This window comes from Marinobacter sp. (assembly GCF_040904845.1).
Classification (GTDB): Bacteria; Pseudomonadota; Gammaproteobacteria; order Pseudomonadales; family Oleiphilaceae; genus Marinobacter.
Map to the genome: position 1 here is coordinate 52,122 of NZ_JBBDSR010000114.1, position 24,405 is coordinate 76,526.

Below are 24,405 nucleotides of genomic sequence, written 5' to 3' on the forward strand. Positions count from 1 at the left end.
CGGTCAGGTGCCCAGCTGTTCTAACCGTAGGTCGGATTAGCGAAGCGTAATCCGACAGGCATAGAACGCCGGAACCAGTCTCCTCGCCCAACAAAACCACAGGCTGATTTACTAACAGAATTCCGGTAGAATCTCGCCTCTGTTTTTACTCTCCATTTTCAAGAGCGAGTAAGGGTTTCATGGAAATTAATCCCATTGTGACGAAGATTAAAGAGCTTCGTGAGCGCACTGAAGCGCTCAGGGGGTATCTTTGACTACGATCAGCGCAGCGAACGGCTGGTTGAAGTAGAGCGGGAACTGGAAATGCCCACCGTGTGGGACGATCCCGAGCGTGCCCAGGCTTTGGGGAAAGAGCGTTCGGACCTTGAGCTGATCGTGCGCACCATCGACAACCTCACCTCTGGCGTGGAAGACGCCGAAGGCCTGCTGGAAATCGCGGCCGAAGAAGAGGACGAGGGCACCGTTGGCGAAATTGAAGCCGATCTGGCAGGTCTCGATAAGGAACTGGAAAAGCTGGAGTTCCGCCGCATGTTCTCCGGCGAGATGGACGCCAACAACGCTTACCTGGACATCCAGGCAGGCTCCGGCGGTACTGAAGCGCAGGATTGGGCTAATATGCTGCTGCGCATGTACCTGCGCTGGGCCGAGCGTCGAGGATTCAAGGCGGAAATCGTCGAACTGCAGGAAGGCGACGTGGCGGGCATCAAGAGTGTCACCATCCATGTGCAGGGTGATTACGCGTACGGCTGGCTGCGCACTGAGACTGGGGTTCATCGCCTGGTACGAAAATCACCGTTTGATTCCGGCAACCGTCGTCACACCTCTTTCTCGTCTGTGTTTATATCACCGGAAGTGGACGACAGCTTCGAGATTGAAATCAACCCGTCCGATCTGCGGGTGGATGTTTACCGCGCCTCCGGTGCCGGTGGTCAGCACGTCAACCGGACTGAGTCGGCGGTGCGTCTGACCCACGGCCCCTCCGGCATTGTCGTGGCCTGTCAGGCTGGCCGAAGCCAGCATCAGAATAAAGACAAGGCGATGCAGCAGCTCAAGGCCAAGCTCTTTGAGCGCGAGATGCAGGAGCGCAACGTCGAGAAACAGAAGGCGGAAGACGCCAAAGCCGACATTGGTTGGGGCAGCCAGATCCGTTCCTACGTGCTGGATGACGGGCGAATCAAGGATCTGCGTACCAAGGTCGAAACCAGTAGCACCCAATCGGTGCTGGACGGTGACATCGACAAGTTCATCGAAGCCAGCCTGAAGATGGCGCTGTAACCAGCGCCTGCCACGCTACCCCGGAAACCCCGATTTTTTAGTGAGCCAACATGACTGATCAAACCCAGAATGCACCGCACGACGACAACAAGCTGATTGCCGAGCGCCGCGCCAAGCTGTCAGAGATGCGCGAGCAGGGCAACGCCTTTCCTAACGACTTCCGCCGGGACACCACCGCCGCCGAGCTTCAGGCCAGGTATGGTGACAAAACCAAGGAAGAGCTGGCGGAAATGGGTATTCAGGTGGCCATTGCCGGCCGCATGATGCTGGATCGCAAAGCGTTCAAGGTGGTTCAGGACATGACCGGCCGCATGCAGATCTACGCTTCCAAGGATGTGCAGAAAGACACCAAGCACTGGGACCTGGGGGACATTGTGGGGGTGCGTGGCATCCTGTCGAAGTCCGGCAAGGGCGACCTGTACGTGACCATGGATGAGTACGTGTTGCTCACCAAATCCCTGCGTCCTCTGCCAGAGAAGCACAAAGGCCTGACCGACACCGAAGCCCGCTACCGTCACCGCTATGTTGATCTGATGGTCAACGAAGACAGCCGCAGGGTGTTCTATGCGCGGTCGAAAATCATCAGCGTGATGCGGCAGTACTTCACCGACCGGGACTTCATGGAAGTGGAAACCCCGATGCTGCAGGTGATTCCGGGCGGGGCTACGGCACGGCCGTTCGTCACCCACCACAACGCCCTGGGTATCGACATGTACCTGCGGATTGCGCCCGAGCTGTTCCTCAAGCGCCTGGTGGTTGGTGGTTTTGAGCGGGTGTTCGAGATCAACCGCAACTTCCGTAACGAAGGCCTCTCCACGCGCCATAATCCGGAATTCACCATGGTGGAGTTCTATCAGGCCTACGCCGATTACAACGACCTGATGGACCTGACCGAAGACATGTTGCGCACCATCGCCCAACAGGTACTGGGCACCACCACGGTGGTGAATACCCGCACGCTGGCTGATGGCGAAGAGGAAACCATTGAATACGATTTCGGCAAGCCCTTTGAGCGCCTGACCGTGGTGGATGCGATCCTGCGCTACAACCCGGATATGAAAGCCGATCAGTTGGCTGACGAGGCCAGTGCCCGCCAAGTGGCGAAGGACCTGGGTATTCATCTCAAGAACGGCTGGGGACTGGGCAAGGTGCAGATCGAGATATTCGAGGCCACCGCCGAGCATCGCCTGATGCAACCGACCTTTATCACCGACTACCCGAAGGAAGTGTCTCCGCTGGCGCGCTGCAAGGACAACGACGCATTCGTCACCGAACGATTCGAATTCTTCGTCGGTGGGCGCGAAATCGCCAACGGCTTCTCCGAGCTGAATGACGCCGAAGATCAGGCGGAACGCTTTCAGGATCAGGTCGCGGAAAAAGACGCCGGTGATGACGAAGCCATGTTCTACGACGAAGATTACGTTATGGCGCTGGAATATGGCCTGCCGCCAACGGCCGGCGAAGGCATCGGCATTGACCGGCTGGCCATGCTGCTGACCGATTCCGCCTCCATACGCGACGTCATTCTGTTCCCCGCCATGCGCCCGGAGCACAAGCCAGACAACCGGAAAAACGAGGCCTGATCCATGCGCCCGGTTGAGACACTGGCCAGCCAGCTCCGGTCTGACCGGGGCTGGCGCGAGCATCTCGAACCAGAATTCCGCCAGCCCTACATGCAGGCGCTGGCGGATTTTCTGGCATCGGAAGAGCAGGCGGGCAAGACTCTGTTTCCCGCCAGCCATCATTGCTTTAATGCCCTGAACACCACGGCTCTGGACGACGTGCGCGTCGTCATCCTGGGGCAAGATCCCTACCATGGTCCCGGCCAGGCCCACGGCCTGTGCTTTTCCGTCCGACCGGACGTCACCACGCCGCCGTCGCTGGTGAATATCTTCAAGGAAATACGCGAGGATCTCGGTATCGAGCCGCCAGACCACGGCTGCCTGCAACCCTGGGCGGAGCAGGGCGTGTTACTGCTCAACAGCGTATTGACGGTCGTTCAGGGCCAGGCGGGCGCGCACCAGGGCAAAGGCTGGGAAATCTTTACCGACAAGGTCATCGAAACCATCAACCGGGAGCGGCAGGGCGTGGTGTTTATGCTCTGGGGCAGTTACGCCAAAAAGAAAGGGCAGCACATTGATCGTAGCCGCCATCATGTGCTTGATGGGCCGCACCCATCACCACTGAGCGCCTACCGGGGCTTTTTCGGCTGCAAGCATTTCTCCAGAGCTAATGAGTGGCTAAAACAGGAAGGCTTACCAACTGTGGACTGGGGGCTACCCACTAAAGCCAAACTTCTGGAGCGCTATCGCCAAGGGTCGCAAGCGTAAGCGAGAGGCCCGCGCCTCCCAAAACCGTGCGGAGCCATGGATGGCGGAGCCGAGCGTACAAGGACGTATTCACAGCGTGTGTTGGGAGGCGCGGGCTTCTCGCTGGAGCTACCTCCCACTGTGAGCTACTTAAGCAAAGCCATAGCCGCTTCCATCTGAGCGTTGAGATCCTCCTCCTCGCTCATGTCGGCATTCGGATCAATACCCAGGCGGCCAAACGCCGTCACGGTATTCCTGTCAATGTCCGTCCAGGCGTGGTCTGAACCGGCGACCAGTTGCAGATTCGCAATCATCACCAGGTCTGCATAATCCGCGGCGGGCACCTCACGCTGGAAATTGGCGTACTCCAATGGCACGTTCTGCAGCTCTTTCGGAAAATCCCACTTCTTGAGAATTTCCGCACCCAGGCGAGGGTGCAGCTCTTCAATCACGTTATCCAGCATGATGCCGCTGACCTGGATGTCCTGGTCTTCCACATAGCGCAGAATGGGTAGCACACCAATCTGGTGCACCAGCCCGGCAAGTGTTGCCTGATCGGGCTTCAGCCGGGTGTATTGCTGCGCCAGTACATGGCATATGCCTGCCACTTCCGTGCTGGTTTGCCAGGTGGCACGAAGCCGCTTGTCGATCATATCGGAGGTGGCCTGGAACATCTGCTCCATCGCCAGGCCCATGGCCAGGTTGCTGGTGTAAGCCATGCCCAACCGGCTAACGGCCATGTTGAGGTTTTCAATGGCGCGGCTGCCGCGAAACAGCGGGCTGTTGCAGACACGAATGATGCGTGCCGACAGCGCGGTGTCATTACTGATGACCTTGACCAGATCCATGATGGCCGAGTCCTCGGACTCGGCAATGTCGCGCACCTGCAAGGCCACTTCCGGCAAGGTGGGCAGTACCATTTTGTCATTGTCGATCGCGCTGATCAGATCATTTTTGATGGTTTCAACAATATTCGACATGGTCAGATAAGGTCCGTTGTTTGGAATGCTTCTGCCCGCCAGATGGTTGGGCGAGCATTAAAATAGTCAGGAATATGAAGTACTTTATAGCAAAAAATCACCCAGATGCCTGTCAACTTATGTATCTGGGCCGCCAGCGGCGTCCTGTTCCGGTACCGGGTAAGGCAGGGTGAGGCGCTGCAGCGGGGTATCCGGCGTCGTTTCCAGATGCAATGGTGTGCCCACCATGTTATGACGTACCACGGCCAGATACTCACTGCTCCCGTCGTTCAACTGGACGCTGTTCACCACGTTCCCGACCGGCTTTTCACCGGCCATGACGGCGGTGCCGGGTGGTGAGGCGGCACCTTCAGCGCTGAAGCGGAACAGGCTTTTTTTCAACTGCCCGAGAAAATGCATCCGCGCGATGACCTCCTGCCCGGTGTAACACCCCTTCTTGAAGTGAACGCCACCCACGTGCTGCCAGTTAAGCATTTGTGGAACGTAGGCTTCAAAGGAGGCGTCGGTCAGCATGGCGATCCCGGCGGCTATCTCCGAGGCTTGCCAGTTGATGGCGGCGGTGTCGTCATCGGCGGCAAAGATCGGGGCATGCTCGGCTGAAGGTTCACCGATCTGCCAGTATTCGAAGCGGTCCAGCCCTTCGGCGGTGCTTTCTGTGCGAATCAGATGGTGGCGGCCCAGCACGATGCTGGCTCCAGGCTGATTAAGCGCATCCAGCTGGCCTGGGCTCAGGCGCGTGGCCAGGGTGCTGCCAAGGATACCAAAGATGCGGGCATCGTCGAGGACGTCCATGGAGGTGCCACGAAACAGCATCAGGTATTTCCGAAGCTGGCCGGAGATAGTGTCAATGAGATCCGCGGGCACGGACATCAACACGTCCTCACCGGCGCGCACGAGCCGTGTCAGGCAATAGGCCCGGCCCTTTGGCGTAGCGGCTGCCGCGCGAGGGGAGAAGGCGGCTGTTACGTCGGCCAGGTTCTGGCTGAATTGGCCCTGGAGGAACTTATCCGTTCCCGGGCCGGTAATGCGCAAAATCCGCTGGTTTTCGTCATGGGTCCAGGCCGATGAAGGCAGCGGCTGGCTGGCGCGCGGGTTGGCTGAATCTGTCATGGAACACTCCCGGTTCAGGTAGTACTGGCGAGGTTGCGACTGGCCCGGCCCAGTCTGAGCCACATCCGCAAGCGACGAAAGCCCTCCGGTGTAACGTTGCGTAGATACGGGCCAAAATCGGCCAGAACCACCGTGTGTGGCTGGGATCTGGCGTCGGCGGTGCGGATTTTTAAGAGGGTTAGCCGGCGGCCGACACGGCTTTCGGCTGCAATGGAAACCGGCGCTGACCTACCAGTCCCGAACTGGGCGTGCAGTTGGCCCTGGTCAACGGTGAGCTGGGTCACTGTGTTGCACGCCCGTAAACAGGTGGTCAGCCAGCCCCGGCCACCTATGGGCTGAAGGCGAAGGTCAATCCGGTTGGACACGGTTCACTATCATGGCCACGATGCGTTGAAGATCGGGATCTTCCGGACGACTGCGCTGCATGAACCACTCGAACATGTCGGTATCTTCGCAGGTTAGCAGCTTCTCGTAGCGTGCCTGGTCGTCTGCAGGCAGGTCGCGGTATACCTCTTCCACAAAGGGAATCAGCAAGACGTCCAGTTCCAGCATGCCACGGCGGCTGTGCCACCACAGGCGTTTGTATTCGGTGTTGTCAGACATTCGGCTTCTCTTTCCGGCGGTCGGATGGGTCAGGGTGATAGCTTTCTGTAGGTTGTGGGAAACAGCACGGTATCCTGCGGCTCGTTGAGCAGCCCCGGATAATCCAGCGTGAAGTGGAGCCCTCGGCTTTCCTTGCGCTGCAGCGCGGAGCAGATGATCAGGTCTGCGACCGTTACCAGGTTGCGCAGCTCAAGCAGGTCATTGGTGACCCGGTAGTTGCTGTAGAACTCACCGATTTCCCGCGACAGCAGATCCACGCGATGCTTGGCACGTTGCAGGCGTTTGGTGGTTCTGACAATGCCCACGTAATCCCACATGAAGTGTCGCAGTTCGTCCCAGTTGTGGGAGATTACCACGTCTTCGTCGGAATCCCGCACCTGACTTTCGTCCCAGTCAGGCACCGGAGGCGGTGGCGGAATGTCCGCCTCGCGGCGGGCAATGTCGGCAGCGGCCGCGCGGCCATAGACCAGGCACTCCAGCAGCGAATTGCTGGCCATGCGGTTGGCTCCGTGCAGTCCGGTGAACGCGGCCTCACCCACCGCGTAGAGCTGGTTAATGTCGGTGCGCGCGCGGTTGTCACTGACAATGCCGCCACAGGTGTAGTGAGCAGCCGGGACAACGGGAATGGGTTCGCTGGTAATGTCGATGCCGAATTCCAGACACTTTTCATAAATGGTCGGGAAGTGATGCTTGATGAAGTCAGCCGGTTTGTGGCTGATGTCCAGATACAGGTGGTCGGCACCGAGGCGTTTCATTTCGTGGTCAATGGCGCGTGCGACGATATCCCGGGGAGCCAGCTCCCCCCGCTTGTCGAAGCGCTCCATGAAACGGCTACCGTCCGGCAGTTTCAGTACCCCACCTTCGCCCCGCACGGCTTCGGTGATCAGGAACGATTTGGCGTGGGGGTGATACAGGCAGGTGGGGTGGAACTGGTTGAATTCCATATTGGCCACCCGGGCCCCAGCACGCCAGGCCATCGCTATGCCGTCACCGGAGGCACCGTCCGGGTTGGTGGTATACCGATAGGCTTTGCTGGCTCCGCCGGTGGCAATCACGGTGAAACGGGCGCGCACGAGCTCAACGTGATTGTCGTCGAGATTAAGAATGTAAGCACCAACGCAGCGGTTACCGGGTAGTGACAATTTGCGGTTGGTGATCAGGTCCACCGCGACACGCCGCGAGAGCAGGGTGATGTTGTCTCGCGCCTGGGCCTGTGAGGCCAGGGTGGTAGACACCGCGTGTCCGGTGGCATCGGCGGCATGAATGATTCGCCGATGGCTGTGCCCGCCTTCGCGGGTCAGGTGGTACTGGGCCTGCTCATCCCGGGTAAAATCCACACCGGAATCAATCAACCAGTTGATGCTGTCCTTGCCGTGTTCAACAGTGAACTGAACGGCGTCCGCGTGGCACAGGCCCGCCCCGGCGTTCAGAGTGTCCTGGACATGGTTTTCCAGGGAGTCTTCGTCGGCCAGAACGGCTGCGATGCCGCCCTGGGCCCAAAGCGTTGCCCCACTGCTGATGTCTGCTTTACTCACTACGCAGACACGAAGATGGTCGGGCAGGTTCAGTGCAACGCTAAGGCCGGCAGCGCCGCTGCCGATAATCAGGACATCGAATTCGTGAGACTGTGGCATTGGGTCGTTATCGCGGGCCATAATGTGGATGTGTATTGAACTAAACTTTGTGCCTGCTGTCTATTTGCCCTGACAAGGACTGGCCCAGGGGCCACCGCCTATAACCAGAGTGGATGCCGGACAGCAGCATGACGAAGACCCAATCGAGGCAGGCAGGCCAGTTGGCCACACATTATGAACCTCCCGGCACTCCGTCCATGAATCCGGATACTGAACAGAAAAAAGGGGAAGCCCCTGATGGTCAGACGGACCTCCAGTTGGTCCGTAAGGTCCGCCATGGTGACCGGCCGGCCTTTGACCTGCTCGTTGTCAAATATCAGTCCCGGGTGGCTTCCATCATCAGTCGCTATGTATACGACAGCCAGGAAGTGCTGGACCTGACCCAGGAAACCTTCGTGAAGGCATTCCGGGCCATCGACCGGTTTCGTGGCGACAGTGCGTTTTACACCTGGCTCTACCGAATCGCGGTCAATACCGCCAAAAACTACCTGGAATCCCGTGGGCGTCGCCCCCAGGGCAGCGCTGACTCGGCCGATGCGGAAAACTTTGAAGATGGAGGCCGGCTGCAGGATAACGCATCGCCTGAAAAGCTGCTTCAGCGTGAGCAGTTGCAACAGGAATTCAACCGGGCAATATCGGCTCTGCCAGAGGAACTCCGCTCGGCTTTCCTGCTCAGAGAGTATGACGGGTTGAGCTATGAAGACATCGCGCGCATTCTCGAATGCCCGATCGGTACGGTCCGATCCCGGATTTTCAGAGCACGGGACGCAGTTGATCGGCAGCTTGGGCCGCTGCTTAATAATTCCCCGACGTAATTGAGGTTGCATCCCATGGATGATCGTCTCAGAGAAACGCTGTCTGCCATGATGGACGATGAAGCAGACGAGCTCGCGGTTCGCCGCCTGTTGTCTCATGGTGAACAGCGTGATGTCCGCTCCCAGTTGCAGCGTTGGCAGCAGGTGAGGGACCTCATGCACCAGGGACATGTACCTGCCGACTCAGTGGATGTGAGTGCCGGTGTCAGGCGTGTATTGTCGGGGCAAAGGTCGTCACAGTCGGAGACGCCGGAGGTGGACGTGCTCGCGCGCAATTGGCGTTGGCCGGCGGTCGCCATGGTTAGTCTGGCGTTAATTGTGGGTTTCGGTGCCGGAGCCGGCTGGGAATCTTCGGAACCCGGGGGCGGTGGCGCGGAATTTGCCAGTGCGGGCGCTACGATGACGGGCGACAGCGCTGAGAGCCCGGTTCAGGAAGTGGCATTGCAAGGCCTGGATGAAGAGCAGTGGGAGCACGTTAGCCGTTACCTTCTGGAACACGCTCAACATAACAGTGTCGGGGCCGGGCGGGGATCGGTTGGCTACGCGCGGCTGGCCAGTGCGTCTGCACCCGCGTATTAGGATTCAGGAGTGGATGAATTGATGTTGAGCTGGCTGTCGATGATCGGGTATGCACAGGTGCGCAGAGGCCTTCTCGTGGTTGTTGCTGGCCTGTGTCTGTCCGTATCCGCCATTGCCGATTCCCAGGGAGCACAGGAGCCGGTGCCAGCGTCACCCGCGCCTGAGACGGCGGAACAGTGGCTTACTCATATGGGGCCTGCCCTGAACATGACCTCGTATCGAGGCGTCTTTGTGTATGCCCGGGGAGATCAGGTCAGCTCCTTGCAGATTGCTCACCGCTACCGCAACGGGATGGTGGAAGAGCGCCTTGTGCTTCAGGACGGTGGTAGCGGTGAAATAGTTCGTAAAGGCATGAAAGTGGTCTGCGTTCTGCCGGACCATGGGCGCGTGCAGCTGGACCAGGTGATTCCTTCCGGGCCCTTTGCCGAAGCATTCACCAGCCAGTTGGTGCCGGTGATCCGGTGGTACGCGCCCGAATTGCTGGGGGAAGATCGCATCGCGGGTTATAACGTGGTCAAGATAGGCCTTAAGGCCAGAGACCAACATCGGTATAGCCACCGGTTGTGGCTGGAGAAATCCACCGGCTTGCTGGTGAAAAGCCATGTTCGGTCGGGCGGGGGCGATGTCCTCGAGCACTTTCAGTTTACCAGCCTGGAAATTACCGACAATATCCCGGATGCCGAGCTGGAGGTGCAGTTCCAGGGGCACGAAGTTGAGCGGGATCTGACAGCAGAACAAACCGACTCTCCAACGCCGCGAATGGACGGCTGGGTATTGCGCTGGCAACCGGAGGGATTTGTGCCAGCGGCGGCCCCTCGGTCGGGCACAGGGCAGGCGGTGGCTTTCTCCGATGGGCTGGCGGCATTTTCCGTGTTCGTCGAGCCAATGGGGCGAATGTCGATGCCCACGGGGGCGTCCAGAATTGGCGCTACGACTGTTTACATCAGCCAGCTGGATGCCGGGGATAAACCGTTTCTGATTACTGTTGTGGGTGAGGTGCCGCCGGCAACCGCCAGGAAGGTGGCCGAATCCGTGGAAATTGATGACGCCATGGCATTTGAGACGGCCGGCCGATGATTACGGAATCTGGGAAAGTCGTTGCAATTGAAGGGCACCGCGCCTGGGTCCAGACCATTCGTAACAGTGCCTGCCAAAGCTGTTCTGCCCGCCACGGCTGCGGCCAGAAAGTGCTGGCCAGCGCAAGTGGCGGCAAGGCGAATCAGGTTCTGGTGTCGAATGGCTTGTCCGCGGTGGTCGGTGATGAGGTCATACTGGCTATTGATGAAGCGGCTTTGCTCCGGGCGTCCATGCTGGTGTACGCCGTACCCCTGGTTCTGATGGTGGTCGGCGCGGTTATTGGTCATCAGTGGTCGGGCGGCTATGATCTGGCGGCCATGGCAGGTGCGGCCGCTGGCCTCGGATCAGGATTTCTGGTTGCCCGTCGCCAGCAGCGAAAATCGGCTGGGGACTACGAACCCCGAATGGTCCGATTTGCCACGGCTGCCGTTGTTGACGTGCGCACCAATTCTACCGTTGTTTAAGTTGATAATCGCCAGGATGACCACAGAATGAACGTAACGTTCTGATAAGCAGAGGTTCCATATGTTAATAACAGACAAAAAGCGCGAAGCGCTGGTCTTGAGTCGAGGTGGTGTCAGTGCCAGCCCTTTGGCGCTGATGCTTATGATGAGTCTGCTGGTATTCCTGGCGTGGTCTCAGACGGTTGCGGCCCGTAGCCTTCCGGATTTTACCGAGTTGGTGGAGAACAATTCCGGAGCCGTGGTGAATATCAGTACCACCAGCGCGCCGTCTCAAAAACGCAGTGGGAATTATCCCGGGCTGCCGTTTGATGAACGCCAGCTGGAGCAGCTGCCAGAGTTCTTTCAGGACTTCTTCCGTGGCCCCCAATCTCCGTTCGGAGGCGGTCCCGGGCCAGCCGAGCCCCGTCGTTCCATGGGCTCCGGCTTTATCGTTTCCAGCGATGGTTATGTGTTAACCAACAATCACGTTATTGAGGGCGCGGATGAAATCGTGGTCCGCCTCAGCGATCGTAGAGAGTTGCCAGCAACACTGGTCGGCACCGACTCACGCTCCGACATGGCCGTGTTGAAAATTGAAGACGGTGATGACCTGCCCGTCGTCAAGGTAGGCCGGTCACGTGAACTGAAAGTGGGGGAGTGGGTGCTCGCCATCGGCTCGCCTTTTGGTTTCGACTACACGGTGACAGCCGGCATTGTCAGCGCGTTGGGACGCTCGTTACCCACCGAGAACTACGTCCCGTTTATTCAGACCGACGTTGCCATCAACCCGGGGAATTCCGGGGGGCCGCTGTTTAATCTCGATGGCGAGGTCGTTGGCATCAACTCCCAGATTTATACCCGCTCCGGCGGGTTCATGGGGGTGTCTTTTGCCATCCCCATCGACGATGCAATGAACGTGTTTCGGCAGATTCGGGACAACGGCACGGTGGCCCGTGGATGGCTCGGCGTGCTGATTCAGGAAGTGAACCGGGATCTGGCTGAATCGTTCGGGCTCAAACGGCCCCGGGGTGCCTTGATCGCTGAAGTTATGGCCGGCTCACCCGCCGAGGATGCTGGTTTGGAAGCAGGCGATATCGTTCTTGAGTATGACGGCGACGCTGTTGAGCTATCGTCGGACCTGCCGCCGATGGTGGGCCGGACGGCTGTGGGTGACACGGCAAAGCTGACCGTCCTCCGGGAAGGCGACGAGATCACGCTGGATGTGGCCATCGGTAAGTTGCCGGCGCAGGATGGCGAGCAGGCAGGCGTTCCCTCTGGTGGGCAGGGCCCCTCACCCGCGCCTTTGGGTCTGGCGGTTGAGCCGGTGCCATCGGAGCTGGCGGATTCCGCCGGTCTCACCGGTGGTGTGATGGTGGCGAGTGTCGGCCGTGGGCCGGCGCAGGATGCCGGTATTCGTCCCCGGGATGTGATCACTGAAATTCACAGAAAGCCGGTGCATTCCGTTGAGGAATTTCGGCAAGTGGTCAGTGAACTCCCGGACGGCCGCGCGGTATCGGTGCGGGTTGTGCGACAGGGGCGGGCCATTTATCTGGTCATGAAACCCTGATCTCAGACAGGATACGTAGCCCCGAGTGGGTGTTCATCAGGACAGGACCCGGGGCTTTTGGTATGCTCGCAGGATAAACAAGAACGATGGCCACGGACTGGACCTGCCAGAATGATGAACAAAAAGGAACTCCCCCTCCGGACGCTTCTGCAATTCCGACACGCCTGGGTTGCCTGGCTCTTGTTGGCTGGCTGCATTGCGGTCACCCTTCTGCTTTGGCAGGTTTCTATCCGGCTGGTCGATGACCGCACTGAAGCCCGGTTTCGTACCCAGTCACTGCAGCTGAAAACAGCCATTGAAGAGCGTTTGCTTAACTATGAGCAGGTGCTCGCTGGCAGTGCGGGTCTGTTTGCTGTTGCCGGGAATATATCCCGGGACCAGTGGCGCGAGTACGTTGATAAAGTTGATATCGACCGCTATTACCCGGGTATTCAGGGGATTGGCTACGTCGAACGGATCGGCGTCCGAAGCATGGCAGACCACATTGCATCGGTGCGGACAGAGGGCGTTCATAATTACCTGGTGACGCCCCTTGGGTCCGGCCCCGACTATTACCCGATGGTTTATCTGGAGCCGGGCACGGACCGTAACCGGCGTGCGCTGGGCTACGATGCCTTCAGCGATCCGGTGCATCGCCGGGCCATGGAAGAAGCGCGGGATGACGCAAAGCCCACGGTTACCGGTCGAGTTATTCTTGTGCAGGAAGAAGTGGCGGAAGACCAGGCCAGCTTCCTGATGTATTACCCGGTCTACCAGGGTGGTGGGGTGCCCGAGATTCGTGCCGAACGCCGAATGATGCTGGCAGGGTATGTGTTCAGTGCTTTTCGGATGAACAACCTGATTGACGGCATCGTGGGCCTGATATCGCCCTTTCTTGATGTGCGCATTTATGACGGCGAGCGAATTGGCCGTGACACTCGGATGTACGGTTCCAATCTGGGCTCGCTCGACAACGATTTCAGTTTTGATATGAACCAGACCATTCACCACGGCGGCAGGAACTGGCTGCTGCAGACTCGCTCCACACCGGCATTTGACTTCCTCGCCTCCGACCCGAGGCCGCCTATTGTGCTGGGCAGTGGCCTGATCATCAGCGCGCTGATGTTCCTGTTTGTTCTCACCATGATTCGTTCCCGCATCATGGCTCATGTCAGTGCCGGTCGTTACCGGGCAATTACCGAGGGTGCCGCGAACGTCACGCTGGTGTTCAGCCGCAAGGGGAAACCCTTGTATGCCAGCCCGTCCAGCACCGATATCCTGGGCTTTGATCCCGACCGGCTGCAATCACTGGATTTCGAAACCATTGTCCACAAGGATGACTGGCCTCTGCTGATGACCGGTTTCGAAGACGCGGTGAGTGCGCCGGGCAAGCAGATGGCGGTGATCCGCGCCCGCATTCAGGATTCAGACGGCCAGTGGCGGGACATGGAAGGAACCTACACCGCGATGCTCAATGTGCCTGGCGTGGATGGCGTGGTGCTGAGCCTTCGCGATCTCACCCAGTTGAAGGCCGCCCAGTCGGAGCTGCATCGACTTGCGTTTTATGATCCGCTGACCGGGCTGGCGAACCGCCAGCTTTTCCGTGACCGGTTGAACCATGTGGTGCGGCGATGTCGTCGCACCGGTGAACCGGCCGCACTGATGTTTCTCGACCTGGACGGCTTCAAACGCATCAATGACACCCTCGGCCATGACGCCGGTGATGAGCTATTGCAGCAGGTGTCGCAATGGCTGTCCGGCTGTGTGCGCGAGGAAGACTCGGTGGCCCGTCTCGGTGGCGATGAGTTTGTGGTTCTGCTCTCGCGGATCAGCGGTCCGGATGCTGCCGGCAAGGTGGCGGAAACCATTTTGCGGCGGCTCTGTCAGCGTATCCGGCTGAACGATCACGAGGTGGGTATCACCGTCAGTATCGGAATTACCATGGCCCCTCATGACAGTGAAGACCCTGGTGCCTTGATGAAGTACGCGGACTTGGCAATGTATCGGGCGAAAGAGTTGGGCCGCAATACCTACCAGTTCTTCACCCCGGCAATGAACATTCAGGCTGCGCGCCGGTTGTTGCAACAGGAAGAGCTGGCTACGGCGCTGGATGGTGACCGCTTTGTGTTGCACTACCAGCCCAAGGTGGATCTGGAAACTGATCGGGTAATCGGGGTCGAGGCGTTCTTGCGCTGGCACCATCCTGAGAAAGGGCTGGTGTCCGCCCAGCAGTTTATTGGCCTGGCCGAGGAAACCGGTTTGATTGTACGGCTTGGCGAAATGGCGCTAAGACAGGCCTGCATCCAGGTGCAGGCCTTGGAACGCGCGGGCTTTGAGTCACTGAAAATGGCCGTTAACCTGTCGGTTCGCCAGCTGACGGACTCCGGCTTTCTGGACATGATCCGCCAGGTTATTACCGAAACCGGTGTCTCTCCAGAACGGCTGGAGCTGGAAATGCCGGCGGAACTGCTTAACGAAGACCCCCGCATGCTGCGGGAACTGCTGGTTTCACTCCATGACCTTGGGGTGTGCCTGATTCTCGACGACTTCGGTACCGGCTCCTGTTCCATGGTATCTCTGCAGCAGTTGCCGTTGGATGTCATCAAGATCGATCACCGTTTTATCCGTGATATTCCCTACAATGTCAGCGCAACCGACGTCGCCTCGGCGGTCATCGCCCTGGCCAGGAAGCTGCACCTCACGGTGGTGGCGGAGGGTGTGGAAACGCCTCAGCAGCTGAGTTTCCTCAAATCGGCAGGCTGCACCCAGTGTCAGGGCAACCTGTTCAGCTACCCGTTGGACGAAGATGCCCTCATTGGCTTCCTGATTCGTCAGTACGAGCGGCCGCTGATGTCCTGATCATGGCAATGGCGGCCCTTAACCGGTAAAATCACGCCGTTCCCGGATCGCGGTAACGGCCTCTCCGGGCTCAACCCTTCGTCTTATATGAGTATTCATTGTCTGTGACTGAACTGAGCCGAATCCGTAACTTTTCCATTATTGCCCACATAGACCATGGCAAATCCACGCTTGCCGACCGGTTCATACAGGTTTGCGGCGGTCTCACCGACCGCGAAATGGCTGAACAGGTTCTGGATTCCATGGACCTGGAACGTGAACGCGGGATTACCATCAAGGCCCAGAGCGTCACGCTTCATTACACGGCGAGGGATGGTCAGGAGTACAAGCTCAACTTCATCGACACCCCGGGACACGTCGATTTTTCCTACGAAGTATCCCGTTCTCTATACGCCTGTGAGGGTGCTTTGCTGGTTGTCGATGCAGGGCAGGGTGTGGAAGCCCAGTCTGTGGCCAATTGCTATACCGCGATTGAACAGGGGCTCGAAGTCGTTCCGGTCCTGAACAAGATGGACCTGCCTCAGGCGGAACCGGAACGGGTTGCCGCCGAGATCGAGGACATCATCGGTATTGAAGCGGCTGATGCCGTTCGCTGCAGCGCCAAAAGTGGTCTGGGCGTGGAAGACGTGCTGGAAGACCTGATCCGCAAGATTCCGCCCCCCAAGGGAGACCGCAGTGCGCCTTTGCAGGCGTTGATCATCGACTCGTGGTTTGACAACTATCTCGGCGTTGTTTCTCTGGTACGGGTGACCGAGGGTACGCTGAAAAAAGGCGACAAGATCGTCATGAAATCCACTGGCAAGGCCTGGAATGCCGACAAGGTAGGTATTTTCAACCCCAAGCCGACCGACACCCACATTCTGGAAGCCGGTGATGTCGGGTTCGTGGTGGCCGGGATCAAGGATATTCATGGCGCACCCGTGGGCGACACCATCGTGCACCATAAATTTGCCGCTGACACGCCAATGCTGCCCGGTTTCAAGAAAGTGAAACCTCAGGTGTACGCGGGCCTGTTTCCGGTCAGCTCGGATGACTACGATGATTTCCGGGACGCCCTGGAAAAACTGACGCTCAACGATGCCTCGCTGTTTTTCGAGCCGGAGAATTCCGACGCGCTGGGCTTTGGCTTCCGGTGCGGATTCCTGGGCATGCTGCATATGGAAATCATCCAGGAGCGGCTGGAGCGGGAATACGACATTGATCTGATCACCACTGCACCCACGGTTATCTACGAAGTGGTGACCAATCAGGGTGAGACGTTGTCGGTGGACAACCCGTCGCGTCTTCCGGATATTGGGTCGATCGACGAGATGCGTGAGCCCATCGTGGAGGCCAGCATTCTGGTGCCTCAGGAACACCTGGGCAATGTCATCACCTTGTGTGAAGAAAAGCGTGGGGTTCAGAAGAACATGCACTTCATGTCAACGCAGGTTCAGCTCACTTATGAGTTGCCAATGGCAGAAGTGGTGATGGACTTTTTCGACCGGGTGAAATCAGCGAGCCGTGGGTTTGCCTCGCTGGATTACCATTTTACACGGTTTCAGGCTGCGAACCTGGTACGCCTGGACGTGCTGATTAACGGCGAGCGGGTCGATGCCCTGGCGTTGATCGTGCACAAGGAACAGGCGAACTACAAGGGCCGGCAACTGATTGAAAAAATGAAAGAACTGATTCCTCGGCAAATGTTCGATATTGCGATTCAGGCAGCCATCGGTAACCAGGTAGTCTCCAGGGTGACGGTGAAAGCATTGCGCAAGAACGTGACGGCCAAGTGTTACGGCGGTGACGTGAGCCGTAAGAAAAAACTGCTGCAGAAGCAGAAAGAAGGTAAAAAACGCATGAAGCAGCTGGGTAATGTTGAGGTGCCTCAGGAAGCGTTCCTTGCCGTACTGAAAGTGGACAAATAAAAGGCACCTGAATGGATATTGATTTCCCCCTTGTTCTGGTTGTACTGACGCTCGCAACGGGGCTGATCTGGCTGTTAGACCTTCTGGTTCTGCGCAAGCGCAGAGCGGCCAGTGCGCCGGCTCATGAAGCCGCAGACGGAACCGAACCGGCAGCGGCCAAAGAGCCCTACCTGGTGGACCTGAGCCGTTCCTTTTTTCCGGTGCTGGCCATTGTTCTGGTGCTGCGGTCGTTTCTGGTGGAGCCGTTCCAGATTCCTTCGGGCTCCATGCTGCCTACTCTCGAGGTTGGGGATTTTATCCTGGTGAACAAGTATGCCTACGGGCTGCGTTTGCCGGTGGCCGGTACCAAGGTCATTGAAATGGACGATCCCGCCCGTGGCGAAGTGGTGGTTTTCCGTTATCCTGAAGATGGTCGTACCAACTACATCAAACGCGTCGTCGGGCTGCCGGGTGATCACGTGCGGTACCGTGGCAAGGAGCTGTTCATCAATGGGGACCTGGTGGATACCCAGTTTGTGGCGAGGCTGCCACCGATGGAACTTCGCCGGGAAACTCTGGGGGAGACCGTCCATGATGTCTTTTTAACCCTTGGCCGCCCGGCCGGTTCCGGTGAAGGTGAATGGACCGTGCCTGATGGGCACTATTTCATGATGGGTGACAACCGGGACAACAGCAATGACAGTCGCTATTGGGGAACGGTTCCGGATGAACTGATCGTGGGTAAAGCCTTCGCCATCTGGATGCATTGGGAATCTCTCACCAGCCTGCCATCGTTTGATCGGGTGGGCGCAATTGAATAAGCCGGTTTGCAGTCGAGGAGTGCCGTCAGAATGAAGAAAAATCACCTGTCTTGCGCAGCGCGTCAGGGTGGCGCATCGGCACTCACCATGCTGGTGATGGTGCTGTTTTTTGGTAGCTTGCTAACGCTGGTGATCAAGCTGGGCCCGGTCTACCTTGATGACATCACCATCCAGGAGTCCATCGAAGGCCTTGAGGGCACCGAGGGGCTGTCCGCGATGGGGACGCGGGAAGTGCGCAGCCTTATCCGCAAGCGGCTCAGCGTAAACAATGTCCGCGGGTTTGACGCCAAGCAGATAGAGATCGAAACAAATGGTGACCTGGTGACCATCAAGGTGGAGTATGAGGTGCGTAACAACCTGTTCAGCAATGTGGATACCGTTATTCACTTCAAGCATGAATACGAGATGAAGGGCCAGTGAGTTCGCAACCGGATCTGGAACAGTTACAACGTCGCATTGGGTACCAGTTCAAGGTATCGGAGCGTCTGTTGCTGGCACTGACTCACCGCAGTTACGGCAACCAGAATAATGAGCGCCTGGAATTTCTCGGCGACTCCATCGTCAATATGGTGATTGCCGAACATCTTTACCGGCATTTTGAAAAGGCCCGTGAGGGTCAGTTAAGCCGATTGCGCGCGCGTATGGTCAAGGGCGTGACGCTGGCGGAGATTGGCCGGGAATTCGAGCTCGGCAAGTATCTGCGACTGGGCTCCGGTGAGCTCAAGAGTGGTGGTTTCCGGCGCGAATCGATACTGGCCGACGCCGTGGAATCGATCATCGGCGCGATCTATTTGGACAGCGATTTTGAAACATGCCGGGAGCAGATTCTGCGCTGGTTCGAGCAGAGACTGAAAAACCTGGACCTGCAGGATACCCAGAAAGACCCCAAAACCCGTCTTCAGGAGTATTTGCAGTCACGCCAGTTTCCACTGCCACGATACGATGTGATTTCGGTGGATGGCGAAGCGCACGCGCAGACATTTCATGTTAGCTGCGCAATGCCGTCGCTGGACCGTAAAACGTCCGGCATCGGCAATAGCCGCCGAATCGCAGAACAGCAAGCCGCTCGCAATGCGCTCAAGGAACTGGGTGTGGAGAATGACTGATGAATGATATTACCCGTCCTGAAAATCCGGACAGCCGTTGCGGTTTCGTGGCCATCGTTGGCCGTCCGAATGTGGGCAAATCGACGCTGCTGAACCACATTCTTGGACAGAAGCTGAGCATCACATCGCGCAAGCCACAGACCACGCGCCATCAGGTTTTGGGTATAAAAACCACAGGGCTGGTACAGGCGGTTTACGTGGACACGCCGGGCATGCACGAGGAAGAGCCACGGGCACTGAACCGGTACATGAACCGTGCAGCCACCTCGGCGCTTGTCGATGTGGATGTGGTGGTGTTCGTGGTGGATCAACTGACCTGGACCACCGCTGACGAACTGGTGCTGGAAAAACTGTCCTCGTTGAAGTGTCCGGTGATTCTGGCGGTCAACAAGGTGGACAAAATCGAGAAGCGGGAAACGCTGCTGCCTCACCTGGACATGCTGTCCAAGAAGCGCGCGTTTGCTGAGATTATTCCGCTGTCTGCTCTGAAAGAGAGCAATCTCGAGCCGCTGGAAACAGCGGTAAATGGCTATCTGCCAGAAAGCGTGCATTTCTATCCGGATGACCAGATCACTGACCGCAGTGAGCGGTTTATGGCGTCTGAGATGGTGCGGGAAAAGATCACCCGTCAACTGGGGGCCGAGTTACCCTATTCTGTGGCGGTGGAGATCGAAGAATTCCGGCGTGACGGCAAAACCCTTCACATCTCAGCTCTGATTCTGGTAGAGCGTGAAGGCCAGAAAAAAATCATGATCGGTGACAAGGGCGAACGCTTGCGCCGCATTGGTCAGGAAGCCCGCACCGACATGGAGCGGCTGTTTGACAGCAAAGTGATGTTGCGTTTGTGGGTCAAGGTCAAGCGTGGCTGGGCCGACAGTGACCGGGCTCTGAAGAGCCTGGGCATGAACGACTTCTGAGACTGCCATGGCAGCGGCAGTGCAGCAGGAACCGGCTTACGTTCTTCATCGTCGCCCCTGGCGGGAAACCAGTCTTCAGGTGGATGTGTTCAGTCTGAATGCGGGCCGGCTGTCGTTGATTGCACGCGGTGCCAATAGTGCCAGAAGCCCGCTCAAGGCGCAGTTGCAGCCGTTCCATCCACTGTTGCTGGACTGGACCGGTCGCAGCGATCTGAAAACCCTGACCCAGGCCGAGATTCGCAATGGCCCGGTTCCACGAGGCACCACGGCCTTGTACAGTGGGTTGTATATTAACGAGTTGCTGCAACGGGTTCTGCCAGCGGCAGACCCTCATCCTTCCCTGTTTGCCGCCTATATTGATGTGATTGCCGAACTGGCCGACACCGCCGACGTAGAACCGGTGCTGCGTCGGTTCGAGCGCTCGTTTGCCGACGCCCTGGGTTACGGTTTCGCCTGGGATCGGGCGATGGATCTGGCGGCAGACGTCGAGGCCGGTCAGACCTATTGCTACGATCCCCAGCAGGGTGTTGTGCGCACAGCGAGTGACGATGTGCGTATCACCAACCTGTCTGGCGCGGTGCTGCTGGCGCTTGCGGAGGGCGACTATCTATCGCCTGAGTGCCGCAGGGCCGCCAAGCGGGTCATGCGGGTGCTGGTGGATTACCTGTTGCAGGGCAAGCCGTTGCACAGCAGAAACCTTTTCAGTCACGGTCGGAGAGAATCCAATGAATCCTAGAGTGTTGCTCGGTGTGAATATTGATCATGTGGCCACCTTGCGCCAGGCGCGGGGCACCCGATATCCCGATCCGGTCCAGGCGGCGCTGATGGCGGAGGAAGCCGGTGCTGATGGCATCACCATTCATCCGCGTGAAGACCGTCGTCACATTCAGGACCGCGATGTGCTGATGCTGCGGGAGGTGCTGCAGACCAAGATGAATCTGGAAATGGCCGTCACCGATGCCATGCTGGCCTTCGCCGAGCAGGTGCGCCCGGAGTGTGTGTGTCTCGTGCCTGAAAAACGGGAGGAGCTCACCACTGAGGGTGGTCTGGATGTCGACGGTCAGGAAGCCCGTGTCGCCAAAGCCTGTGAACGGCTTGCCAGAATCGGGGCTGAAGTGTCGCTGTTTGTCGATCCCGATCCTGCACAGATTGACGCTGCGGTGCGCTGTGGCGCGCCGGTGGTCGAACTCCATACTGGCGAGTACGCCCAGGCCAAAGGGGCCGAGGCCGCAAATGCCGCGTTCAACGTGCTGGCCGAAGCGGTTGCCTATGCCCGCAAGAAGGGCCTGATCGTCAATGCCGGCCATGGCTTGCATTACCACAATACCGAGCGTGTGGCGGCCATCGTCGGGGTCAATGAGCTGAATATTGGCCATGCCATTGTTGCGCGGGCTGTGTTTACGGGGCTGAAAGAGGCGGTGCGGGACATGAAAACGATCCTGGACAGCGTCCGGGGTGGGCGCTGAGCCAGGTCCTCAACTGAGGCTGTCGGTGTTCTCTGAGCTCTGTTTCACTGAGCCCTCCTGATATTGCCGGAATAGGAGCTGCCAGTCGGTCTGTTCACTCCAGATCTGCAGGCGCTCGATGCCGGCAAGCAATTGATCTTTCAGGTAGGCGATGTCCGGGGCGGAGCATTTAAGTGCCGTCTCCAGCTGATTGGCCGCCGCTCTGAGCTCTGGCACGCCGCAATAGCGGGTAGCCCCGTGCAGCTTGTGAACGCATTCCAGCAACGCTTCCAGGTTGCCCTCGGCCCAGTGTCGCCGAACCTTGTCCGCATCCGACGATAACTGTTCCAGTAACATGCTGAACAGTTCCTCCGCGAGGTCCGCCTTGCCGGCGGCCAATTGAATACTTTCATCCACGCTGACGCAATCCTGCTGCAACTTGCGGGTAGAAGGACGAACCGCTTTGCGGGTATCCCTTACCTCGGGCACCATGTGCGGGTGAGCGGTCGGTGAGACCTCACAGCGGTACCCGGTGTACTCCTGAATGGTCTCTGTCAGCTGGCTACTGCTTATTGGCTTGGCAAGATAGCCATCGAAGCCTTGCCGGGAAAGGCGCTCCTGTTCGTCGGCAAGGGCATGAGCGGTGAGTGCGATAACCGGAGTGCGATGGCTCTTGGTGTCCATCGCCCGCAACCGTGAGGTGGTCTCGACACCGTCCATGCCGGGCATTTGCAGATCCATGAACACCAGATCAAACGGGTTGTTTCGTGCTTTGCTGATGGCCTCGAATCCGCTGGATGCGCCTTCGGCCGTTACCCGGCAATCATTGAGCAGAGTCATCACCAGTTTCAGGTTGGCGTCGTTGTCGTCCACGGCCAGAATTCGAGGCACGTTGCCGGCCGCCGGCTGCCATGCGAGTTGTGGCGAGTGTGGCGAATGCTCGATCAGGGTTTTCTGGCCAGAGTTGATACCGTGGACCAGCAGCAAGAGTTCATCGTAGAGCGCATCGCGGCAAATGGGCTTGGTCAGGTGCCCGCTGGCGAGGCCGGACAAAGGCGTATCGTGGGTATCAAGGGTGGGCGTCAGCAGTAAGGTGCGGCAGTCACGCTCCAGCTCGAGATTCCTGACCAGGCCACAATACTGGCTGGAATTCAGCAGGTGCCGGGTAATGCCAACGATGGCCAGGGCGTAACCCGACTGGCTGCGCTGCGCTTCTTCCACCTGTTCCTGCATCGCGCCTGGGGAGGCGACAGTGTCGACCACCATGCCCCATTCCCGGAGCGTATGCTCGACGGCCAGGCCGCTGGTTTTCTGCTGTTCGAGATACAGTATTCTTTCGCCACGCAACGCATCGCGGGGCGCGTTGGTGTCGCCCGCACCCGACAGTTCCGAGGTCAGGGTGAACCAGAATGTCGAGCCTTTGCCCAGCTCGCTCTGAAGGCCAATTTTGCCCCCCATTTCTTCCACCAGCCGCTTGGAGATAGCAAGCCCCAGCCCGGTGCCGCCATACTGCCGCGCTGTTGAGGCATCGGCCTGACTGAACGCGTTGAACAGTGACTGCTGTTGGGCCCGGGACAGGCCCACGCCGGAGTCGGTGATGCTGATGCGCAGGGTTACCCGGTTACTTTCCTTGTCTTCGTCCTCCAGGCTGGCGCGCAGCACCACTTCTCCGGTCTGGGTGAACTTGATGGCATTGTTGACCAGATTGGTGATGACCTGCTTGACCCGCAAGGGGTCGCCCATGATGTTATCCGGCACGTCGTTGTAGACCAGAGGTACCAGATCAAGGTTTTTGCCGTGGGCAGCCGGGGCCAGCATCACCATGACGTCTTCGACAATGTCCCGGAGCGGGAAGGGCACCCGATCGAGGATCAGCTTGCCCGCCTCGATTTTGGAAAAATCGAGTATGTCATTGATGATGGTGAGCAGAATTTCCGAGGACTTGCGAATAGTGCTCAGGTGGTCGCGTTGCTGTCGCGGCAACTGACTTTTGAGCAGCAACTCGGTAAAGCCAATAATGCCGTTCAGCGGTGTGCGGATTTCGTGGGACATGTTGGCCAGGAATTCAGACTTGATCCTGCTGGCTTCCAGGGCTTCCTTACGGGCGAAATCCAGCTCGATGTTCTGGATTTCGATGGTTTCCAGGGTCTCCCGCAGGTCTTCCGTGGCCTGATCAATGTTCTGCTGCATTTCGGCCTGGGCCTTGCTGAGCTCTTCGGCCATCGCGTTGAGGCCGGATTCCAGCTGCTCAAACTCGGGCCCTGCGCCGGTATACACCCGGGTGTCGAGCTTGCCCTCCTTGAGTTTGGCCACGGCTTCGTTGAGCTCGAACACCGGATCGGTGAAGGCCCGGCTCAACTTCAGGGCAATGATCAGGCTGAGGATGACGCCGCCAAGCACCAGTACCAGTGAAATCAGCAACGCCTTGTAGGTTTCTTTCTCGGTACGGATGTGCGCCATCTCAACCGCCGCCCAGCCAAGCGTTTGCCTGGTGCCGTTTGGGGCCTGGCTGAGGCTGTCTGGCTCGAGCATGTTCTCAATCATCAGGTCCTGCAGGTACACCGGAGTGACGAACAGCGTGCTGTCAGAGCGGAAAATCCGGTGCGGACGTTCCGTGGTCAGGTCCTCGGCAGGGATGGCGTCGGAGCTGCCCGGGCCGGTGTGGAGCAGGCGTTGGCGATGGCTGTCAAAAAAGGTAATCGAGCGCACATCCTGTTCTTCCAGGAGTGCATTGGACAGGCTGTTGAGAAGGCTGCGGTTGGTGGTGAAAAGGCCGTATTCCGAGCCGGCCGCGAGCTGGCGTGACAGCGATTGCCCCCGGTCCTGAAGCAGGCTCTCGATGTTGGTGACCCAGCTGTAGGTAAAAAACAGCCCCAGCACCAGCGTGGTCAGCAGGGTGGGGATGAGCGTCACCACCAGAACTTTTTTGCGAATGCCCCAACGCCGCATAGGTGTCCCTGTTTGTTACGTGTTCAGCCGGGTTGCCGGCCTTACTTCCCT

At 58.4% G+C, this 24,405-nt stretch carries 22 protein-coding genes; 16 read left to right on the forward strand and 6 right to left on the reverse strand.

Annotated elements, in window-relative coordinates; translation table 11 throughout:
- Positions 1 to 179 precede the first annotated feature (179 nt).
- From prfB to ung, 3 genes are all read left to right on the forward strand, one after another.
- Positions 180 to 1,275 (forward strand): peptide chain release factor 2 gene (gene prfB, locus WD429_RS15555; RefSeq protein ID WP_368423099.1). Its coding sequence is split into 2 segments (ribosomal slippage): positions 180 to 251 and positions 253 to 1,275, totalling 1,095 coding nucleotides; the frame shifts between segments, so codons are not numbered across the junction.
- Between the two features lie 50 nt (positions 1,276 to 1,325).
- Positions 1,326 to 2,858, forward strand: coding sequence for a lysine--tRNA ligase (lysS, locus tag WD429_RS15560; protein WP_368423100.1), 1,533 nt, complete (start codon positions 1,326 to 1,328; stop codon positions 2,856 to 2,858).
- 3 nt (positions 2,859 to 2,861) lie between these two features.
- A complete protein-coding gene (gene ung, locus WD429_RS15565; RefSeq protein WP_368423101.1) occupies positions 2,862 to 3,605 on the forward strand; it encodes a uracil-DNA glycosylase in 744 nt (247 codons plus the stop codon).
- A gap of 125 nt (positions 3,606 to 3,730) precedes the next feature.
- Here ung and WD429_RS15570 read toward each other — a convergent pair whose 3' ends face one another.
- The 5 genes from WD429_RS15570 to nadB form a co-directional block, all read right to left on the reverse strand.
- Entirely contained in the window at positions 3,731 to 4,564 is an 834-nt protein-coding gene (locus WD429_RS15570; protein ID WP_368423102.1) for an HDOD domain-containing protein, read from the reverse strand.
- Between the two features lie 117 nt (positions 4,565 to 4,681).
- The gene (locus tag WD429_RS15575; RefSeq protein WP_368423103.1) at positions 4,682 to 5,674 is read right to left on the reverse strand and encodes a folate-binding protein YgfZ; all 993 of its coding nucleotides are present in this window, start codon (positions 5,672 to 5,674) and stop codon (positions 4,682 to 4,684) included.
- 14 nt (positions 5,675 to 5,688) lie between these two features.
- Positions 5,689 to 6,039, reverse strand: a complete 351-nt coding sequence (locus WD429_RS15580; RefSeq protein ID WP_368423104.1) for a hypothetical protein — start codon at positions 6,037 to 6,039, stop codon at positions 5,689 to 5,691.
- Entirely contained in the window at positions 6,023 to 6,277 is a 255-nt protein-coding gene (locus WD429_RS15585; protein ID WP_368423105.1) for a succinate dehydrogenase assembly factor 2, read from the reverse strand. The genes WD429_RS15580 and WD429_RS15585 overlap by 17 nt, the downstream gene beginning before the upstream one ends.
- A 29-nt stretch (positions 6,278 to 6,306) precedes the next feature.
- A complete protein-coding gene (nadB, locus tag WD429_RS15590; RefSeq protein WP_368423106.1) occupies positions 6,307 to 7,911 on the reverse strand; it encodes an L-aspartate oxidase in 1,605 nt (534 codons plus the stop codon).
- 128 nt (positions 7,912 to 8,039) lie between these two features.
- On the opposite strand from nadB, the gene rpoE reads away from it, so the two are divergent.
- From rpoE to pdxJ, 13 genes are all read left to right on the forward strand, one after another.
- Entirely contained in the window at positions 8,040 to 8,726 is a 687-nt protein-coding gene (gene rpoE / locus WD429_RS15595) for an RNA polymerase sigma factor RpoE (RefSeq protein WP_368423107.1), read from the forward strand.
- 15 nt (positions 8,727 to 8,741) lie between these two features.
- Complete coding sequence (locus WD429_RS15600) at positions 8,742 to 9,305, forward strand: sigma-E factor negative regulatory protein (protein WP_368423108.1); 564 nt, start codon at positions 8,742 to 8,744, stop codon at positions 9,303 to 9,305.
- Between the two features lie 9 nt (positions 9,306 to 9,314).
- Entirely contained in the window at positions 9,315 to 10,382 is a 1,068-nt protein-coding gene (locus WD429_RS15605; RefSeq protein WP_368423109.1) for a MucB/RseB C-terminal domain-containing protein, read from the forward strand.
- On the forward strand, positions 10,379 to 10,846 hold the full coding sequence (locus tag WD429_RS15610) for a SoxR reducing system RseC family protein (protein WP_368423110.1): 468 nt from the start codon (positions 10,379 to 10,381) through the stop codon (positions 10,844 to 10,846). The genes WD429_RS15605 and WD429_RS15610 overlap by 4 nt, the downstream gene beginning before the upstream one ends.
- Positions 10,847 to 10,982: 136 nt before the next feature.
- Entirely contained in the window at positions 10,983 to 12,392 is a 1,410-nt protein-coding gene (locus WD429_RS15615) for a DegQ family serine endoprotease (RefSeq protein ID WP_368423258.1), read from the forward strand.
- A 111-nt stretch (positions 12,393 to 12,503) separates the two neighbouring features.
- Positions 12,504 to 15,230, forward strand: coding sequence for an EAL domain-containing protein (locus tag WD429_RS15620; protein WP_368423111.1), 2,727 nt, complete (start codon positions 12,504 to 12,506; stop codon positions 15,228 to 15,230).
- A 104-nt stretch (positions 15,231 to 15,334) separates the two neighbouring features.
- Positions 15,335 to 17,137 (forward strand): translation elongation factor 4, encoded by a 1,803-nt coding sequence (gene lepA / locus WD429_RS15625; protein WP_368423112.1) that lies wholly within the window; start codon positions 15,335 to 15,337, stop codon positions 17,135 to 17,137.
- 11 nt (positions 17,138 to 17,148) lie between these two features.
- Positions 17,149 to 17,937, forward strand: coding sequence for a signal peptidase I (lepB, locus tag WD429_RS15630; protein ID WP_368423113.1), 789 nt, complete (start codon positions 17,149 to 17,151; stop codon positions 17,935 to 17,937).
- 30 nt (positions 17,938 to 17,967) lie between these two features.
- Positions 17,968 to 18,357 (forward strand): DUF4845 domain-containing protein, encoded by a 390-nt coding sequence (locus tag WD429_RS15635; protein ID WP_368423114.1) that lies wholly within the window; start codon positions 17,968 to 17,970, stop codon positions 18,355 to 18,357.
- The gene (gene rnc / locus WD429_RS15640) at positions 18,354 to 19,043 is read left to right on the forward strand and encodes a ribonuclease III (RefSeq protein ID WP_368423115.1); all 690 of its coding nucleotides are present in this window, start codon (positions 18,354 to 18,356) and stop codon (positions 19,041 to 19,043) included. Before WD429_RS15635 ends, rnc begins: the two co-directional genes overlap by 4 nt.
- The gene (gene era, locus WD429_RS15645; RefSeq protein WP_368423116.1) at positions 19,043 to 19,960 is read left to right on the forward strand and encodes a GTPase Era; all 918 of its coding nucleotides are present in this window, start codon (positions 19,043 to 19,045) and stop codon (positions 19,958 to 19,960) included. The genes rnc and era overlap by 1 nt, the downstream gene beginning before the upstream one ends.
- 7 nt (positions 19,961 to 19,967) lie before the next feature.
- Positions 19,968 to 20,696 carry a DNA repair protein RecO gene (gene recO / locus WD429_RS15650; RefSeq protein ID WP_368423117.1) on the forward strand — a complete coding sequence of 243 codons (729 nt, stop codon included), beginning with the start codon at positions 19,968 to 19,970 and terminating at the stop codon, positions 20,694 to 20,696.
- A complete protein-coding gene (gene pdxJ / locus WD429_RS15655) occupies positions 20,686 to 21,426 on the forward strand; it encodes a pyridoxine 5'-phosphate synthase (protein WP_368423118.1) in 741 nt (246 codons plus the stop codon). Before recO ends, pdxJ begins: the two co-directional genes overlap by 11 nt.
- A gap of 9 nt (positions 21,427 to 21,435) precedes the next feature.
- Here the strand turns inward: pdxJ and WD429_RS15660 are convergent, their stop codons facing one another.
- Positions 21,436 to 24,354 carry an ATP-binding protein gene (locus WD429_RS15660; RefSeq protein WP_368423119.1) on the reverse strand — a complete coding sequence of 973 codons (2,919 nt, stop codon included), beginning with the start codon at positions 24,352 to 24,354 and terminating at the stop codon, positions 21,436 to 21,438.
- Positions 24,355 to 24,405 lie beyond the last annotated feature (51 nt).

Bases quoted from the DNA above. Each gene is read 5' to 3' on its own strand.
- lysS (WP_368423100.1), top strand. From the start codon at position 1,326: ATGACTGATCAAACCCAGAATGCACCGCACGACGACAACAAGCTGATT.
- ung (WP_368423101.1), top strand. From the start codon at position 2,862: ATGCGCCCGGTTGAGACACTGGCCAGCCAGCTCCGGTCTGACCGGGGC.
- WD429_RS15570 (WP_368423102.1), bottom strand. From the start codon at position 4,564: ATGTCGAATATTGTTGAAACCATCAAAAATGATCTGATCAGCGCGATC.
- WD429_RS15575 (WP_368423103.1), bottom strand. From the start codon at position 5,674: ATGACAGATTCAGCCAACCCGCGCGCCAGCCAGCCGCTGCCTTCATCG.
- WD429_RS15585 (WP_368423105.1), bottom strand. From the start codon at position 6,277: ATGTCTGACAACACCGAATACAAACGCCTGTGGTGGCACAGCCGCCGT.
- nadB (WP_368423106.1), bottom strand. From the start codon at position 7,911: ATGCCACAGTCTCACGAATTCGATGTCCTGATTATCGGCAGCGGCGCT.
- rpoE (WP_368423107.1), top strand. From the start codon at position 8,040: ATGACGAAGACCCAATCGAGGCAGGCAGGCCAGTTGGCCACACATTAT.
- WD429_RS15600 (WP_368423108.1), top strand. From the start codon at position 8,742: ATGGATGATCGTCTCAGAGAAACGCTGTCTGCCATGATGGACGATGAA.
- WD429_RS15610 (WP_368423110.1), top strand. From the start codon at position 10,379: ATGATTACGGAATCTGGGAAAGTCGTTGCAATTGAAGGGCACCGCGCC.
- WD429_RS15615 (WP_368423258.1), top strand. From the start codon at position 10,983: ATGCTTATGATGAGTCTGCTGGTATTCCTGGCGTGGTCTCAGACGGTT.
- WD429_RS15620 (WP_368423111.1), top strand. From the start codon at position 12,504: ATGATGAACAAAAAGGAACTCCCCCTCCGGACGCTTCTGCAATTCCGA.
- lepB (WP_368423113.1), top strand. From the start codon at position 17,149: ATGGATATTGATTTCCCCCTTGTTCTGGTTGTACTGACGCTCGCAACG.
- WD429_RS15635 (WP_368423114.1), top strand. From the start codon at position 17,968: ATGAAGAAAAATCACCTGTCTTGCGCAGCGCGTCAGGGTGGCGCATCG.
- era (WP_368423116.1), top strand. From the start codon at position 19,043: ATGAATGATATTACCCGTCCTGAAAATCCGGACAGCCGTTGCGGTTTC.
- recO (WP_368423117.1), top strand. From the start codon at position 19,968: ATGGCAGCGGCAGTGCAGCAGGAACCGGCTTACGTTCTTCATCGTCGC.
- pdxJ (WP_368423118.1), top strand. From the start codon at position 20,686: ATGAATCCTAGAGTGTTGCTCGGTGTGAATATTGATCATGTGGCCACC.
- WD429_RS15660 (WP_368423119.1), bottom strand. From the start codon at position 24,354: ATGCGGCGTTGGGGCATTCGCAAAAAAGTTCTGGTGGTGACGCTCATC.